This is a genomic window from Streptomyces sp. 891-h (assembly GCF_022760275.1).
Taxonomy (GTDB): domain Bacteria; phylum Actinomycetota; class Actinomycetes; order Streptomycetales; family Streptomycetaceae; genus Streptomyces; species Streptomyces spirodelae.
In genome coordinates, this window is sequence record NZ_CP050693.1 from 7,117,042 (window position 1) to 7,131,832 (window position 14,791).

Sequence of the window (14,791 nt, forward strand, 5' to 3'; positions counted from 1 at the left end):
CGTCATCCCAGGCAGATCAGGGTCTGCTGACCTGTCGCGACGAGCTTCCGCCGGCCGTCCTGGACGCCGAACACCTCAAGACGGCACACGGTCAGTGTCCGCCCCGACTTCAGAACCGTCCCCTCGGCCTCCAGGCGATCACCCACGGCCGGTGCGAGGAGGTTGATCTTGTACTCCACGGTGAGCACCGAGGTGTCTTCCGGGAAGAGTGTGAACGCCGCGTATCCGCCCGCGCTGTCCGCGATGGCGCTGGTGGCTCCGGCGTGGAAGTAGCCGTCCTGCTGGGTCACCTCGCGGCGGGCGGGCAGATCGATGTGCACCCGCCCGGGCCCGATGTGGGCTATGCGGGCACCGAGGTGTTCCATCAGCCCTTGGCTGCCGAAGCTCTTCCGGATGCGCTCCTGGATCTCAAGGCTCGCCTGTTCGGGGCCGGTCGGGTCGTGGCCGGGGCCGGTCTGTTCGTCCACGTTGCTCCTCGGGTGCTCGTCGTCCTCGGGCGCGGCGCTTGGATGTACGGCGGGGACCAGGGTCACCCCTCTCGCCCCCTCGGTCGAGTGGGGCCGGCCTCGGTATGGCCGGCCCCACTGACTTGGCGCGTTGCTTCAGGTCTCAAGCGACCGGGTCCACCACCGGCTCCGGGACCTCGTCCGCAGGCTCGGCCGGTGTTGCCTTGACCGCCGTCGGCTGCTTGGCCAGCGGGTCGCGGCCCAGGTCGGGGAAGTCCGTCTTCAGCGCCCGGAGCAGCGAGAACATCATCACGAAGGCGATCACGAAGAACGGCAGTCCGATGACGGTGATGACCTGCTGCAAGGCGTCCAGGCCGCTCTTTCCGGTGGCAGCCAGCAGGGTGCCACCGACCACCCCCTGGGTGACGGCCCAGAAGACGCGCTGCCGGGTCGGGCCGGCCAGCGTCTCGTCCACCCGCTCACAGAGCATGTCGACCACCATGGAAGCGGAGTCGGCCGAGGTGGTGAAGAAGATGACCACGATCAGCACCGAAAGCGCCGAGACGAGGGTGGCCGCCGGGTAGTTCTCCAGGAAGGTGAAGAGCGCTCCGGGGACATCCCCCTCGTCGACGACGGCCTTGACCAGCCCGCCCGAACCGTTCATCTCGATGTCGAACGAGCCCATGCCGAAGATGCTGAACCAGATCACGGTGAAGGCGGTGGGCAGCGCCAGCACACCCAGCACGAACTCGCGGATCGTCCGCCCCTTGGAGATCCGGGCGATGAAGATCCCGACGAACGGCGACCAGGTGATGGTCCAGGCCCAGTAGAAGACCGTCCAATTGCCCTGCCAGCCGGTGTCGGCGAAGGTGTCGTTCCAGAACGACAGCGGCACCACGGAGCTCAGATAGGTCCCGGTCGTCTCGACGATTCCCTTGGCCATGAAGAGCGTGGGCCCGGCGAGCAGCACGAAGATCAGCAGTCCGACGGCCATCAGGATGTTGACGTTGGACAGGATCTTGATGCCCTTGTCCAGGCCGCTCATCACCGAGGCGGTGGCGATGGTCGTGACCACGGCGATCAGGACCACCTGGACGAGCTTGTTCTCCGGGACGCCGAAGAGCTCGTTCAGACCGCTGTTGATCTGCAGGGTGCCCAGCCCGACGGAGACGGAGACACCGAAGAGGGTGCCCACCACGGCCGTGATGTCGACGGTCTTGCCGATCGGGCCGTTGATGCGGTCACCCAGCAGCGGGTGCAGGACCGAGCTCAGCCGGAACGGCAGCTTGCGCTGGTAGACGAAGTAGGCGAAGGCCAGCGCCGGAAGGCAGAAGATCGCCCAGGTGTGCAGTCCGAAGTGGTAGAGCGCGAAGGCCATCGCACGCTCGGCGGCGTGCGCCGACCCCGGCTTGACGCCCTGCTCGGGCGGGTCGGCGAAGTGGCTGATCGGCTCGGCGACGCCCCAGAACATCAGGATGGTGCCGATCCCGGCCGCGAAGAGCATCGCGAACCACGCGCCGTTGCTGTATTCCGGGCGGGTGTTCTGGCCGCCCAGCCGGACATGCCCGTAGCGGCTGAGCGCGATCCAGATCAGAAAGAGGACGAACGAGGTGACACCGAGGATGTAGAACCAGCCCAGGTTCGTGAGAATCCAGTCCGAAGCGGTGGTGAAGACGCTGTCGACCTGGTCGGTCAGCGCGATGGTGGTCACGACGAAGAGGAACGTCAGCGCCGCGGAAGCGAAGAAGATGACCGAGTCGGTACGAAGACCCAGTCGTTGTTGCAACTTGTCCAGCATTGAGTAGTCCCAAGAGGTTGGGGAGGGGAGTCAACGCAGCGCTCCGGGACCGGCGGACGTCAGGAAATGTGCGGTCGCCAATGATCGTCCCGGCCGCGTTGAGCGTCGATGGTGGCACTACCGATCAAGCCACCGCACCCCGTGGCCCGTTCTGTTGCACATTCGTGATCCGGGAGGCAACTGCCCTGAGAAAGCGCAGTGTTGGCGGTGCCGCAAATGGTCGGACGCCTCGCGGGCGTCGGCTCAAAAGCTCATATTCCGCTCCGAACCGGGCTCCGCCCGGATCGTCCCCCGGGCCCCGTGAGTGAGAAGGTCCGCAAACAGGTGCAAAGAGTCGAGGGGTGGCGTGGCACGGTCCACGCCGTGGTATTTCGCGCGCCGCGTGCAGCAACTCCGGGCTTTCTGTCACAGGCAGGTATCCGTCTCGTAGGGGACCTGCACCTGGTCAAGAGGGAGAAGCCCAGTTCACATAGGGTATCGATCATGTTCCAGTCAAAGATTGCCCAGCGTATTGCTCACCACCCGAGTTCCCCCGCGGTGCCAACTCGCCGAACGAAGAAGGCCGCCGTCGCGGCAATCGGCATCGGCTTGGTCGTCGCTCTCAGCGGATGCAACGAGGACGTCGGCAAGTCCAAGGACAAGGACGCCGATGCCGCGAAGTCGAAGAAGCCCTCAGCGGAGTCGTCCGAATCCGCAGCGCCGGCGGGCCCCTCGGGCGACAAGCCGTCGATCGCCGGATGGCAGACGCAGACCTCGCAGAAGCACCACTTCCGCTACGACGTGCCCGGCAAGGCCAAGAAGTGGAAGGTCCTCAAGGAGGACATGGCGCTCTCCTACACCGACAAGAGCGGCAAGCCGATCGTCGTCATGACCGGGAGCGCCAACTACCGTGAAGGCGGCTGCTCGTCGAGCCCCAACCCCAAGGCTGTCGGCCAGGCGGGCAAGGGTCAGCTCGCCACCGTCGGCACCACGGGCGGCGGCAAGCAGGGCAGCCTCCAGGAGAACGCCCGCAACTGGGCGGGCAACTGGGGCTTCGCCGCGTACGGCGGCGAGGACCACAAGCCCAAGATCAAGGTGAGCGAGGCCAAGCCGTGGAAGCAGGGCGGTATCACCGGTTACACCGCGACCGCCGAGGTCACCGTCACCCACCGGCCGAGCCCGTGCGTCCCGCCCAAGGCCGTGGTGCACAGCATCGCGCAGAAGCTCCCGGACGGCACCATGCACGGCTGGGTGATCTACGCGGACCAAGGAGTTCCGAAGGCGCTGACAAATGCCGAGATCAAGAAGATCATGAGCACCGTCCGGCCCACGGAGGGCTGACGCCTTTTCAGTCCGCACCCCGGCAGCCACGGTGTGCGGCGGCTTTGCCCCGGCGGAGTCCGGCGGAGTGCGGCGGTCGACGTACCGCTTGCTCTCCCGAGTCCGCCGGGCCCCACCGTCCGGCCATGACCAGCCGGGAACAGCTCGGCACCGCCGTCCGGCGCCGGACGGCGCGCGCTGAGTGCCCTGCTCGCCCTGCTCGGCCTGAGCGCCTGGGTGCCTGGGCGCCCCGAGGGCCCCGTCAGCGTTCCGCCACCAGCTGTCGGGCCAGTGCCACCAGGGCCGGGATGGCGGGGTGGGTCGGGGTGCCGCTGTGCCAGGCGAGGAGCAGCGGGACCGGTGGGGCGTCGGTCAGTGGACGGTAGGCGATCGACGGGTGCGAGTGCAGGCCGGGGGTCGCCGACGTCGAGACGCCCACGGCCCGGCCGACGGCGATGGCCGTCAGCCACTCGTCGGTGTTGGTGACCTCGATCGTCTCCCTGGGGCGCGCCGAGGCGGGCCACAGCTCCGGAGTGGTGGTGCCGGCCACCGTGTTCAAGGCGACCGGCCACGCGGCGAGATCTGCCAGAGTCAGGGCGCTCCGGCCGGCCAGCTCGCTGTCCGCGGGCACCACCGCGATCCGCTCCTCGTGCTCCAGCAGCTCCGTGACCAGCCCCGGAGCCCCGAGCTCGCCGCGCAGCAGCGCGACGTCCACCTTTCCCTGGGCGAGCCCCGCCGTACGGTCGTCGATGCGGCGCAACTCCAGTGGGACCTCGGGGTGTTCCTCGTCCCAGCGGCGCAGCAGGGGGATGGTACGGCCGCCCAGTGCTGCCCAGGGGTGCCCGAGTCGGAGCGGCAGGGCCGTCAGCGGGCGCGGGTCGAGGGCCGCGTCCACGGCGGCCAGTGCGGCGGCGGCCTTCTCACGGAACCTGCGGCCGGCCGTTGTGAGCTCCAGATGGTGCGTGGAGCGGTCGACCAGGCGCACGCCCAGGTGACTCTCGAGCTGGCGCAGCGTGCGCGACAGTGCGGGCTGACCGATGTGCAGCCGGGCTGCCGCACGGGTGATGGTGCCCTCCTCGGCGATGGCGAGAAGGGCCCGCAGGTGGCGCAGCTCGACGGTCATACCCAGCAAGCATAACCACGGCTCAATCGGCATTTCCCAGCGCGGGCGCGGCTCCGTAGCGTGATGGCATGACACAGACGAGCGCGCGAACAGACCCCGCCGGGGAGGCGTCCCCGGCATCCCCGGCAGCGGGCACAACACCGGCCGGCCGCGTCCGTACGGTGACGGCCCCCACCGGAGTCGGCAGCCTCGGCGGCATCGGACTGGTGCTGGCCGGCGCCGTCTCCGTGCAGTTCGGCTCCGCCGTCGCCGCCCTGCTCTTCCCCCGTGCCGGAGCTCTCGGTGTGGTGGCCTTGCGGGTGACGATCGCGGCCGTGCTGCTGCTGGCCGTCTGCCGCCCCCGGCTGCGCGGGTACAGCCGTGCGGACTGGGCCGTCGTCGGGGCCTTCGGTCTGGCGCTCGGCGGCATGAACATACTCTTCTACCAGGCGATCGACCGGATCCCGCTCGGCCCCGCGGTGACCTTGGAAGTTCTCGGTCCGCTCGTGCTGTCCATCGCGGCAGCACGCCGCGCTCTGAGCCTGGTATGGGCCGGCGCCGCACTCCTGGGCGTCTTCCTCCTCGGACAGGACGGCTTCGGCCGGCTCGACCTCGTGGGCGCCGCCTTCGCGCTGGGCGCGGGAGCCATGTGGGCGGCCTACATCGTCTTCAACTCCCGGACCGGCGCCCGCTTTCCGCGGCTGGACGGACTCGCCCTGGCGATGGGCGTGGCCGCGCTGATGAGCCTGCCACTGGGCATCGGCTCCACCGGCGCCACGCTGCTCCAGCCGGGTGTGCTCGGCCTGGGCCTGGCCGTGGCACTGCTGTCCTCCGGCCTGCCGTACACCCTGGAACTGCTGGCCCTCCGCCGCCTCCCCGCGCCGACCTTCGCCGTACTGATGAGCCTGGCACCGGCGATCGCGGCACTGGCCGGGTTCCTGGTCCTGGGACAGGAGCTCTCGCCCCTGCAGTGCCTGGCGATCGCACTGGTGGTGGGGGCCAGCGCGGGAGCAGTGCGCACAGGCCGCACGGCACGCGGGTAGGGCCTGTCCGGCGGACCTTGCTGGGGGAGGGGCTGCCGGTGGCGGTGAGCTCACGAGCGCGTGCGGCCTGCCGCACGGGCTCGCCGGGACAGCGGAGTCAGGAGGCGTCGGCGTAGGCGAGATGGGTGCCGCAGACGGTGCAGCGGAAGAGCATGGCGGTCGCCCCCTCGCCCAGGTGGTTCAGGAACCGCTCGAGCTGTTTCTCGTCGTGCCGGCCGTCGATGCGCATGTCGGTTCGCAACTGGTCGAGGGCTTCGGGGTGCGCCGCCAACTCGGTGTACCCGACCTCGCCGATGAAGGCGGCCGCGTCCTGGCAGTGGACGAGCCAGTGCGGGTCCTGCCAGGCGTGGAAGCCGGGAGTGCGGCGGGTGACCTCGTGCAGGACTTCCTCGCTGACCCCGTCGAGCCCGTAGGAGTCGGTGAATTCACCGGCGAAGCGTTCGGCCGCGCTGCCGTCCGCGATGCACCACGGGCAGAAGCGTCCGTTGACCTCGCGCGCTGTGTAGAAGGTCGCCGTGTAGATCCAGCCGGTGCTGCGCTCGCAGCAGGCGCACGCCTCGGCAGTCTCCCGGAGGGACCCGGTTGCGAGGGGGTCCGGGTGATAGCGGAAGAAGGGCAGGCCGTCACTCATCGCGGCTTCCCGATCCGCACCTCGGTGCGTATGCCTGCTGATCCCATGGAGGGCAGTCTGTCCGCGAGATGGTCCGCGATCAAGTGGCGACGGTAGCGAACGGCACGTGCACCAACGAGGAGGGCGCCTGATGTCGCTGTCGGACTACGCGCACCCTGATCCGTCGGCGCGCCGCCGTGCGCGGAGATACGCCTCCAGCTCCGCGGCCCCGGCCAGCAGCGCGCGCCCACGTGCCGACAGCCGACCGTGCCAGTCCTGCAGCGCGCCCTCCAGCGGCTCCAGCCCGCCGGCCGACCGTACCTGGGCGATCAGCGGGGCGATCCGCTCCAGCGGGTAGCCGCCCCGCCTGAGCTGGTGGGCCAGCCGGGCGTCGCGTACGTCGGCGTCGTCGTAGACGCGGTACCCGGTCAGCGGGTCGCGGCGCGGCCGCACCAGCCCGGCGCGCTCCCATTTGCGCAATGTCGCGGGCCGGATGCCGAGCTTGCCCGCGAGCGGCCCGATGAAGGTGCCGCCGGGCCCGGACATCCCGGCCGGCTGGGACCGCGTGGTGCGCGCGGACCCCGCAGCAGGCTCGGACTCCGGGGCGGGCGGCGCGGCCGCCCCGGTGGGCTCCAGGTCGCGGAGGGCGCTCTCCACGGCCTGCAGGGTCCCGCGGTCGTCGAGGAGTTGGGCGTGGCTCTCGTCGATGAGGCGGAACGCCTCCTCGTGCGCGCCCCGGTTCACGGCACGCATGATCGACGCCGCCGCTTGGTGGCCGTGCCCGGGCACCAGGGCGAGGAACGCGCGCAGGGCCCCGGCGTGCAGTGCGGTGTAGGTGCGGTAGCCATGGGCCGTGCGACCGGCGGCCGGAAGGATGCCGGCCTCCTCGTAGTTCCTGACCGCCTGGGTGGACAGCCCGTGCTCGCGTGCCAGATCGACCGGCCTCAACCGTTCCCCGCTTTGAAGCTTTCGTGGCATGAGGCAGAGGCTATCGCGGCAAAGCGCGGCAAAGTTTCCACCGAAGGTTCAACGATACGGTTGAAGCCATGGCTACTGACATCAAGGACGCCGTCCAGGCCGTCGACGCTGCCGCCGTCATGGGGCTGCTCCCGGCGCGGCCCCGGCTGCTCGCCCTGGGCGAGCCCACCCACGGTGAGGACCCTCTGCTCGACCTGCGCAACGAGCTGTTCCGGCAGCTCGTCGAGCAGGAGGGCTACCGGACGATCACCATCGAGAGCGACTGCGTGAAGGGCCTGCTCGTGGACGAGTACGTCACCTCGGGCAAGGGCTCGCTCGATCACGTCATGGAGCACGGGTTCAGCCACGGGTTCGGCACGTCCGCGGCCAACCGCGAACTCGTGCGGTGGATGTGCGCCTACAACGACGGCAGGCCCGCGTCCGGGCAACTCCGCTTCGCCGGGTTCGACGGCCCGTTGGAGATCACCCACGCCGAGAGCCCACGGCAGTCCCTCACCGCGCTCCACGGCTACCTCGCAGCACGGGTGGAAGCGGAACTGCTGCCGTGTACCCGGGAGACCCTCGACCGTCTGCTCGGCGACGACGGCCGGTGGACCGATCCGGCCGCGATGATGGACCCCGGCCGGTCCATAGGGCAGTCGGCCGAGGCCGGGGAGCTGCGGCTGCTCGCCGACGACCTGGTGGCGCTGCTGGACACCCAGACGCCGTATCTGATCGCCGAGACCTCGCGGGACGACTGGCACCGGGCCCGCTTGTACGGGCGCACCGCCACCGGCCTGCTGGGCTACCACTACTGGATGGCCGACACCTCGCCGTCCCGCATGGCCCGGCTGTTGGGTCTGCGGGACCGCATGATGGCCGAGAACCTCCTCGCCGCCGCCGAACGCGGCCCGGCACTCGTCCACGCCCACAACGCCCATCTCCAGCGGGACAAGAGCTCGATGCGGCTGGGTGAGCTGCCGCTGGAGTGGTGGAGCGCCGGGGCGCTGGTGAACGCGCAACTGGGCGAGGAGTACGCCGTCGTGGCCACGGCCCTGGGCACGCTCCGCCACCAGGGGGTGGACGCGCCGCCGCCGGACACCGTCGAAGGGCTCCTGTACGCGCTGCCGGAGGACCGCTGCGTTGTCGACACCGCCCGGCTGGCCGCCGGTTTCGGCGGCACACCGCCCGCGCCTCGCGTGTCTCCGTACTACGGATACGCCGCACTCGACCCGGCCCACCTGGACGGGTACGACGGGCTCGTCTTCGTCAAGGACATCCCGGAGAGCCAGGGGCATTGATCAGCAGCAGGCCCCGGCACGACCGTGGCCAACTCCCGGAGGGCGCGGGCGTCTTGCCGTATACACTCGCCCACCATGCGTGAACAGCGGCGTCATATACACCTCGCGGCTCTCGTCCTCGCCGTCACCATTCCGCTCGCAGGCTGCGGCGGCGAGGGCGGGGCGCCGGGGAACGGGGAGAGCCCGGACAGCGGCAGTGAGAAGGGCAAGCGGGCCCGACAGAGCGGCCCGTCGCGCGGAGACGGCGCGATCCCGGCCAAGGGGGTCCTGGTCAAAGCCTGGTGCACCGTCCCGGCGAACAACCCGGCCAAGGTGACCGTGGAGGTATGGAACCCGAAATCCTGGAAGCAGGTCAGCAGCACGACGTTCACGCTCCCCGCACAGACGGTCCTGACGGACGACGACGCGAAGACACCGTTGAGCGAACTGTGTGACGACGGCATGATCGAACCGGGCGAGACGGACGACGAGGACGACGGCCCCAACGGCTTCGCCGAGCCGCGTCTGCGACAGCTCTTCAACGACGACTTCTCCAAACTGGCCGTCGTCCTCAGCGACTCCCGGACGGGCGGGACGCGCGCCGCGGTGGTGACCCCCGACGGCCGGAAGACGATGCTCACCAAGGGTGGCGAATCAGACTTCGCGGACGCCCCGACCGAACAGCACCCGGTGTTCGCACCGGGCAGCGAGGGGACCGAGGTCTGGTACATGACCAAGGGCAAGGAGGACGAGACCCCGCGCATCTTCAGCACCAAGGTGTCCGGAGGCAAGGCGGGCACACCCATCGCCCGCGGCGCGGGTGATCGCCTCACCTTGCAGCGGCCCGGCTTCACCCTGGCCGGCCGCCCGGCGAGTGCCATCACGGCGAGCATTCTGCGGGTCAGCCCCAACGGCCGTAAGGCGGCGGGCTTTCACGAACTCCAGGGCATGAACGTGGTCGACGTACCCCGCCGCGCCACCACCCAGCGCGACGACGACGCGCCGCTCTTCCCTCTCCCCGACGCCTGCAGGCCGTGGGCCTGGACGGACAACACCACCGTCCTGTGCGGCCCGCGTGAGCTGACGGAGGACGACCCGGCCAGGAAGAACAACTTCTGGACCGTGGACACCACTCGCCTCCGCAAGGACGAGACCGCGCCCGAAGGCGCGACGGGCAAACCGATCCTCCCCACGACCAGCCGGAAGAACACGCTGCGCGCGCTGTCCCCCGACGGCCGGCAAATGATCATCACCTCCCGGCAGGGCCCCCGGGAAGAGCACTTCCGCGTCGCCACCGAGCCGGGCTCGACCCCGGAAAAGATCGAGTCGACGGGCGCGGACCAGGCGCTGCGCTCCGGCTTCGTCCTGGAGTGGCGCTGAGCCGACACGTGACGGTCTCGTAAGGCGCGGCGGGACGGAAAGCGGCGTGGGAAACTGGCACCATGCCGGACAAAGACGAGGAGAGCGGGCACGGTCGGACGCCGGGTCAGCTCCGGGTCTACGGCGAAGGCGTCCGAACGGCCCTTCAGGACAACGCCACGGCCTACGGCTTCTCCCTCTCGATCACGGCCGCATACGGACTGGCCGGCGCGGTGAAGGGGCCTGCGAGCGCGGTGGAGACCGTGGTCTTCGCCTTCGGTGCCGCTGGGGCCTTCTTGGTGGTCAACCTGAGCTTTCTCGGCCGGTTCGCTCGCGGTCGGCTGAGCGAGAGCCAGCAGATGCTCGGGCTGAAGGGGAGCGTCGACTTCCTGTCCGTCGCCGTGGCGGTGGCCGTGGCGTTCGGGCTCGCCCACCTCCCCGACCCCTGCGCCTGGCCCGTCACGGGCCTCGGCACGGTCGCCTCATACCTCCTGATAGGAGGGCTGGATGTGGTCGTCGCGCAGTTCCTGGCGCGGCACACCTCCGTCGGCCGCTCCCAGGAAGAAGCGGACGAGGAGGGGTGACGTGGTCGGACGGGCTCCTGCTTCGATCGGGTGGGCTGACCCCTACTTCGACTCGATGCGTCCGAGAGGTTCGGGGCCGGACAGCAGCGCGTCACACGCCGCCTTCCAGGCGGAATCCCCGGGGTTGAACGCGGTGCGGAGATAGGCACTGGTGAGCCGCTGGATGACGGACACCCGGCCGGGGTTCTCGTCCGTGGTCTCGGCGACGTCGTATCCCGACACTCCGCCGAGCCCGTGTTCGGCGCCGAACAGGGTGAGCAGGGACTTGGGGCCGGGGGAGAGGAAGTACGGATCGGTGTGCCAGTCCGGCCCACGGTCCGTCAGATGGGCGGAGTCGTCCCTGTCGCCCGCGACGACGAGCGTGGGAGCCGTCATCTTGGAGAAGTCCGTGGTCCGGAAGAAGGGCCAGTTCTCGGCCACGAACTCGGTGAGGGCGTCGCCGCCCCGGCCGGGTGCGGCCATCAGTATCCCCGCTGTGATCCGGGGGTCGGCCAGGTCCACCTCCGTTCCGTCGTCCGGGTCGGTGAGCCGGGCTCCCAGCAGCAGTCCGGCGGTGTGACCGCCCATCGAGTGCCCGGCAGCGGCGACCTTGCTCCGGTCCAGCCGCCCGAGCAGCTGCGGCACGGCGGCCTCGATGACGTCGAGCTGGTCGAGGATACGGGTCATGTCCTCGGCCCGTGACCGCCAGAACAGGGGCGCCCCGGGGGTGTCGGGGTCCAGGCTCAGCGTCGCGGAGCTCAAGTGGGTCGGCTGGATGACGACGAAGCCGTGCGCCGCCCAGAAGTTGGCGAGCGGCGCGTAGCCGTTCAGCGAGGAGAGGTGGTTCGAGTAGCCCTGCCCGTGCGAGAGCAGCACCACCGGCAGGTCGCTCCCGGTGACGGGCGCGGACACGCGGACCTCGAGGTCCACGGCCCGCCCTGGGGCCGGCAGCACCACCGGGCTGACCGACAGCACCGGAGCGGGCGAGTCGAAGGTGTCTGCCGGGTAGGTGGGTTCACTCATGTGCGTATGTCCCTTCAAGGGCCTGCGCCGTCGGTCCTGTTCGGTGGCGGCGGTGAGGCGGTCGGAAGCCTCCGGCTTCGGTCGCTGAAGCGGAGCGTTGTTCCGTTTAGTATGCGGAACCGTGTTCCGCTTTGTCAACGGCCGTCGAACGGGAGCGGGTGTACGCGGACGCCCCTGCCCGGCCGCGCCGTGCGGTCGGCGTGTTCGGGCGTGGCCAGGCGTGTTCAGCCATGGCCGGATGCCTTCAGTCGCGCTGGGCGTCGGACGGCAGTTCGGAAAGCTCCAGGTCCTTCGCGTCGTCCGAGCCGAAGCCGTGGTCGAGCAGCTTCGCCGCGTCGGTGTACCGGTTGTCGCTGTCGAGCACGCTGCCGACCAGCGTCCTGCCGTCGCGGCTCGCCGCGAAGACCAGGCACGCGCCGGCCTTCTGCGTGGTCCCGGTCTTGATGCCGATGACCCCGTCGTAGGCACCGAGCAGCTGGTTGGTGTTGGTCCAGGTGTAGTAGCGGGTGCGGCCGTTGGCGGCGGGCGCCTCGGCCTTGTACTTCTTGGTCTCGACGACCTTCCTGAACACCTCGTTCTGCAGGGCGTGCCGGGTCAGTTCGACCAGCTCGGCCGGTGTGCTGGTGTCGTCGCCCGTGCCGTCGAAGGTGTGGAACCGGGTTTCGCTCAGTTGGAGCTGACGCGCCTTCGCGTTCATCTTGCCGACGAACGACCTGGTCCGCTCCGCGAGGCTGTCCCCGGTGCCGAAGGTGTCGGCCAGAGCCTCGGCGGCGTCGGCACCGGAGGGCAGCAAGGAGGCGTACAGAAGCTGGCGGACGGTGACCTTGTCGCCGGTCTGCAGATCCGCCGTGCTGGCGTGGTGCGCGGCGACGTAGTCGCGATACTGCTGCCGCACGGTGACCTCGCGCTCCAGGTCGAGGTTCCGCTGGTCGAGGACGGTGTAGGCAACCATGATCTTCACGGTGCTGGCCATCGGACGCGGGGTGTCGGCTCTCTTGCCGTAGAGCGACTTCCCGCTCTCGCCGTCCACCAGCGTGGCTCCCTCGGCCCCGACGGTCGGCGGTGCCGGGTCCTCGGCCGTGACCGACCGGGCGACCAGAGGGAAGGCGGCGATCAGCGCGCCGGAGACGGCGATGATGGTGATCTTGCGTGCTGTCAGGAACTTGGTGTTCATGAAGAGGAAGCTCCGCGTCTGCGGTCGGTGTCGGTGGACGGCGGCGCATCGGCGCCGGCGCGGTCCACCGCGTGATCGGGTCGGACACCGGGGTTCGATGAAGCCCCCGGTGGAAAAGTTCACGGCGACCGGTCACCGCCGGAGCGCTGACGTGACAGGAGCTGCTCAAGTCCCGCGCCTGCTTCCGTGCCGCATCCGCTGCCGGGACACCCCCGTGTGATGCTCCTCAAACCGCTGGTCACCGACCAGGCGAAGCTGGACGAGGGGACGATGTGGGCCGCCGGGTCCCCACCGACCGAGGTGACGACCGAGGCGGAGGCGCGGATCGCCGCGCTAGTGAAGCGGGCGGTCCGCTGAGGCATCCGCCCGCACGGTGAGCGCGCCGACGCCCGACGCCCCCCGCCTGCGCTGGTCGCCGCGGCGGGAGCTCGACGGCGGGCGGCCCACCCCCCCCGACCCCGGGACGCGAGCTCCGACGGATACGTCGCTGGAAGTGGCGGGTGAAGAACGACCGTACGAGGTGGTGGACGGCGGGCGCGCTCACGCGCGGGTCGGCGCGGCGGATCGGCGTCAGCAATGCCACGGCCTCGTCCCACGCCGCCGCGGGCGCCTACCTCAGGAGGGGTCTGCGTAGCGGGTGGCGAGCGCGGTGGCACGGTCGCGCAGAGAGGTGCGCAGTGGCTCCGGGGCCAGGGCTTCCGCGTCCGTGCCGAGCTGCCACAGCGCCCACTCGGCGTGACGCAGGTCCTGGAACGTCACCTCCAGCCGCACCCAGCCGTCCGCTTCGGGTTCCGCGGCGCGCACGGCCACCGCGGTGTTCAGCAGCTCCTCCCGCCGCTTCGGGTCCACCCGTACCAGCGCGGCGATATGGCCGCTGGAGAGAAACCGCGCGCAGCGTTCTCGCCAGATCCGGTTGAGGTCGACCCGGTTCGGTCGCTGTGCCGGCTCGGTCAGCGCCTCGGCGGCCAGCATGCGCGAGAGCCGGTAGGTGCGGTCCGCGCCGGCTCTCGTGGCCAGCAAATAGATCCGCTCGCGCACGGTGACCAGTCCGATCGGGTCCACCGTGCGCCACTGCGCCGGCTGGTCCGTGGCCGCGTAGTGGATGCGCAGTTTGTGCCCGGCGAGCACCGCGCGCCGGACCTCCACCATCGTCGTGCCGGGCACCTCCTCGGTGACCAACCGGCGGGAGAGCAGGTCGGTCTCCGGCTCGACGAGGAACCGCTGGGCCGCGTCGCTCGCGGTGGTCCGGTGGTCCTCGGGCAGCGCGTCGACCACCTTGCGCATGGCCGAGGCGAGTGCCGAGCCGAGGCCGAACACCTGCTCGCCGCGGCCTGATCCGGCGGTCAGCAAGGCGAGGGCCTCTTCGTGGTTCAGCCCGGTGAGCTCGGTCCGGAAGCCGGGCAACAGCGCGAACCCGCCGTGTCGGCCGCGTTCGGCGTAGACCGGGACGCCTGCTGCGGAGAGCGCCTCGATGTCGCGCAGCACGGTGCGGGTGGACACCTCGAGTTCGCGGGCGAGCGTGTCAGCTGTCAGCCGTCCGCGCTGACGCAGCAGCAGCACCAGCGAGACCAGCCGATCGGCGCGCATGGGGGGACCTTATCGAATACATGACCAAGGATGTCGTGCTTTGTTGCGAGGCTCATGAGCACCGACGTCGGCAGGGCGGCCACCGCACAGCTGGACGTACGTACTCGATGAATCCAACGGAGCTGATATGGCAGTGGAACGAACGGCAGTCAACCCGGTGACGTGGTCGGTGGAGATGGGGTTCAACCAGGGCGAGATCGTCTCCGGGCACACCCGGACCCTCTACTGCTCAGGGCAGACCGCGATGAGCGGCGACGGCAAGCCCCAGCACGACGGTGACATGGCCGCACAGTTGGCGCTGAGCCTCGACAATCTGGAGGCCGTGCTCGGCGAGGCCGGGATGACCCTCGCGAACCTCGTCCGGCTCAACGTCTACACCACCGACGTCGATCTGCTGTTCCCGCACTACGGCGTGCTGGCTTCGCGGTTGGGCGCCGCCGGGGTGGCACCCACCACCACGATGCTCGGGGTGACACGGCTGGCGCTGCCGGGCCAGCTGGTCGAGCTGGAGGGAACCGCCGTGGCGTGACACCGCACCGGCCCGCCCTCC

At 70.1% G+C, this 14,791-nt stretch carries 15 protein-coding genes; 7 read left to right on the forward strand and 8 right to left on the reverse strand.

Annotated elements, in window-relative coordinates; all coding sequences use genetic code 11:
- Positions 1-2: 2 nt before the first annotated feature.
- Positions 3-365: a PaaI family thioesterase gene (locus HC362_RS31510; RefSeq protein WP_243088898.1), complete on the reverse strand. Its 363-nt coding sequence runs from the start codon at positions 363-365 to the stop codon at positions 3-5.
- A gap of 244 nt (positions 366-609) precedes the next feature.
- A complete protein-coding gene (locus HC362_RS31515; RefSeq protein ID WP_243087736.1) occupies positions 610-2,244 on the reverse strand; it encodes a BCCT family transporter in 1,635 nt (544 codons plus the stop codon).
- A gap of 537 nt (positions 2,245-2,781) precedes the next feature.
- Between HC362_RS31515 and HC362_RS31520 the strand changes: the two genes are divergently transcribed.
- Entirely contained in the window at positions 2,782-3,564 is a 783-nt protein-coding gene (locus HC362_RS31520) for a hypothetical protein (protein WP_243087738.1), read from the forward strand.
- Positions 3,565-3,805: 241 nt separating this feature from the next.
- Here the strand turns inward: HC362_RS31520 and HC362_RS31525 are convergent, their stop codons facing one another.
- Entirely contained in the window at positions 3,806-4,666 is an 861-nt protein-coding gene (locus HC362_RS31525) for a LysR family transcriptional regulator (RefSeq protein ID WP_243087740.1), read from the reverse strand.
- 68 nt (positions 4,667-4,734) lie between these two features.
- Here HC362_RS31525 and HC362_RS31530 point away from each other — a divergent pair, with 68 nt between their 5' ends.
- Positions 4,735-5,688, forward strand: a complete 954-nt coding sequence (locus HC362_RS31530) for an EamA family transporter (RefSeq protein WP_243087741.1) — start codon at positions 4,735-4,737, stop codon at positions 5,686-5,688.
- A gap of 97 nt (positions 5,689-5,785) precedes the next feature.
- On the opposite strand, the gene HC362_RS31535 is transcribed toward HC362_RS31530, so the two are convergent.
- Positions 5,786-6,319, reverse strand: a complete 534-nt coding sequence (locus HC362_RS31535) for a CbrC family protein (protein WP_243087743.1) — start codon at positions 6,317-6,319, stop codon at positions 5,786-5,788.
- A 144-nt stretch (positions 6,320-6,463) separates the two neighbouring features.
- Positions 6,464-7,276, reverse strand: a complete 813-nt coding sequence (locus HC362_RS31540) for a TioE family transcriptional regulator (protein WP_243087744.1) — start codon at positions 7,274-7,276, stop codon at positions 6,464-6,466.
- Between the two features lie 68 nt (positions 7,277-7,344).
- Between HC362_RS31540 and HC362_RS31545 the strand changes: the two genes are divergently transcribed.
- The 3 genes from HC362_RS31545 (at position 7,345) to HC362_RS31555 (ending at position 10,478) form a co-directional block, all read left to right on the forward strand.
- Complete coding sequence (locus HC362_RS31545) at positions 7,345-8,556, forward strand: erythromycin esterase family protein (protein ID WP_243087745.1); 1,212 nt, start codon at positions 7,345-7,347, stop codon at positions 8,554-8,556.
- A gap of 75 nt (positions 8,557-8,631) precedes the next feature.
- The gene (locus tag HC362_RS31550) at positions 8,632-9,915 is read left to right on the forward strand and encodes a hypothetical protein (RefSeq protein WP_243087747.1); all 1,284 of its coding nucleotides are present in this window, start codon (positions 8,632-8,634) and stop codon (positions 9,913-9,915) included.
- 62 nt (positions 9,916-9,977) lie between these two features.
- Positions 9,978-10,478, forward strand: a complete 501-nt coding sequence (locus HC362_RS31555; protein ID WP_243087748.1) for a hypothetical protein — start codon at positions 9,978-9,980, stop codon at positions 10,476-10,478.
- Between the two features lie 42 nt (positions 10,479-10,520).
- Here HC362_RS31555 and HC362_RS31560 read toward each other — a convergent pair whose 3' ends face one another.
- Positions 10,521-11,480, reverse strand: coding sequence for a chlorophyllase (locus HC362_RS31560; protein WP_243087750.1), 960 nt, complete (start codon positions 11,478-11,480; stop codon positions 10,521-10,523).
- Positions 11,481-11,724: 244 nt separating this feature from the next.
- Positions 11,725-12,654: a serine hydrolase gene (locus tag HC362_RS31565; RefSeq protein WP_243087756.1), complete on the reverse strand. Its 930-nt coding sequence runs from the start codon at positions 12,652-12,654 to the stop codon at positions 11,725-11,727.
- A 219-nt stretch (positions 12,655-12,873) separates the two neighbouring features.
- On the opposite strand from HC362_RS31565, the gene HC362_RS31570 reads away from it, so the two are divergent.
- Entirely contained in the window at positions 12,874-13,011 is a 138-nt protein-coding gene (locus tag HC362_RS31570) for a hypothetical protein (RefSeq protein WP_243088954.1), read from the forward strand.
- Positions 13,012-13,269: 258 nt separating this feature from the next.
- On the opposite strand, the gene HC362_RS31575 is transcribed toward HC362_RS31570, so the two are convergent.
- The gene (locus HC362_RS31575) at positions 13,270-14,241 is read right to left on the reverse strand and encodes a WYL domain-containing protein (protein ID WP_243087758.1); all 972 of its coding nucleotides are present in this window, start codon (positions 14,239-14,241) and stop codon (positions 13,270-13,272) included.
- A 133-nt stretch (positions 14,242-14,374) separates the two neighbouring features.
- Between HC362_RS31575 and HC362_RS31580 the strand changes: the two genes are divergently transcribed.
- Entirely contained in the window at positions 14,375-14,770 is a 396-nt protein-coding gene (locus tag HC362_RS31580; protein ID WP_243088899.1) for a RidA family protein, read from the forward strand.
- The last annotated feature ends 21 nt before the right edge of the window (positions 14,771-14,791 follow it).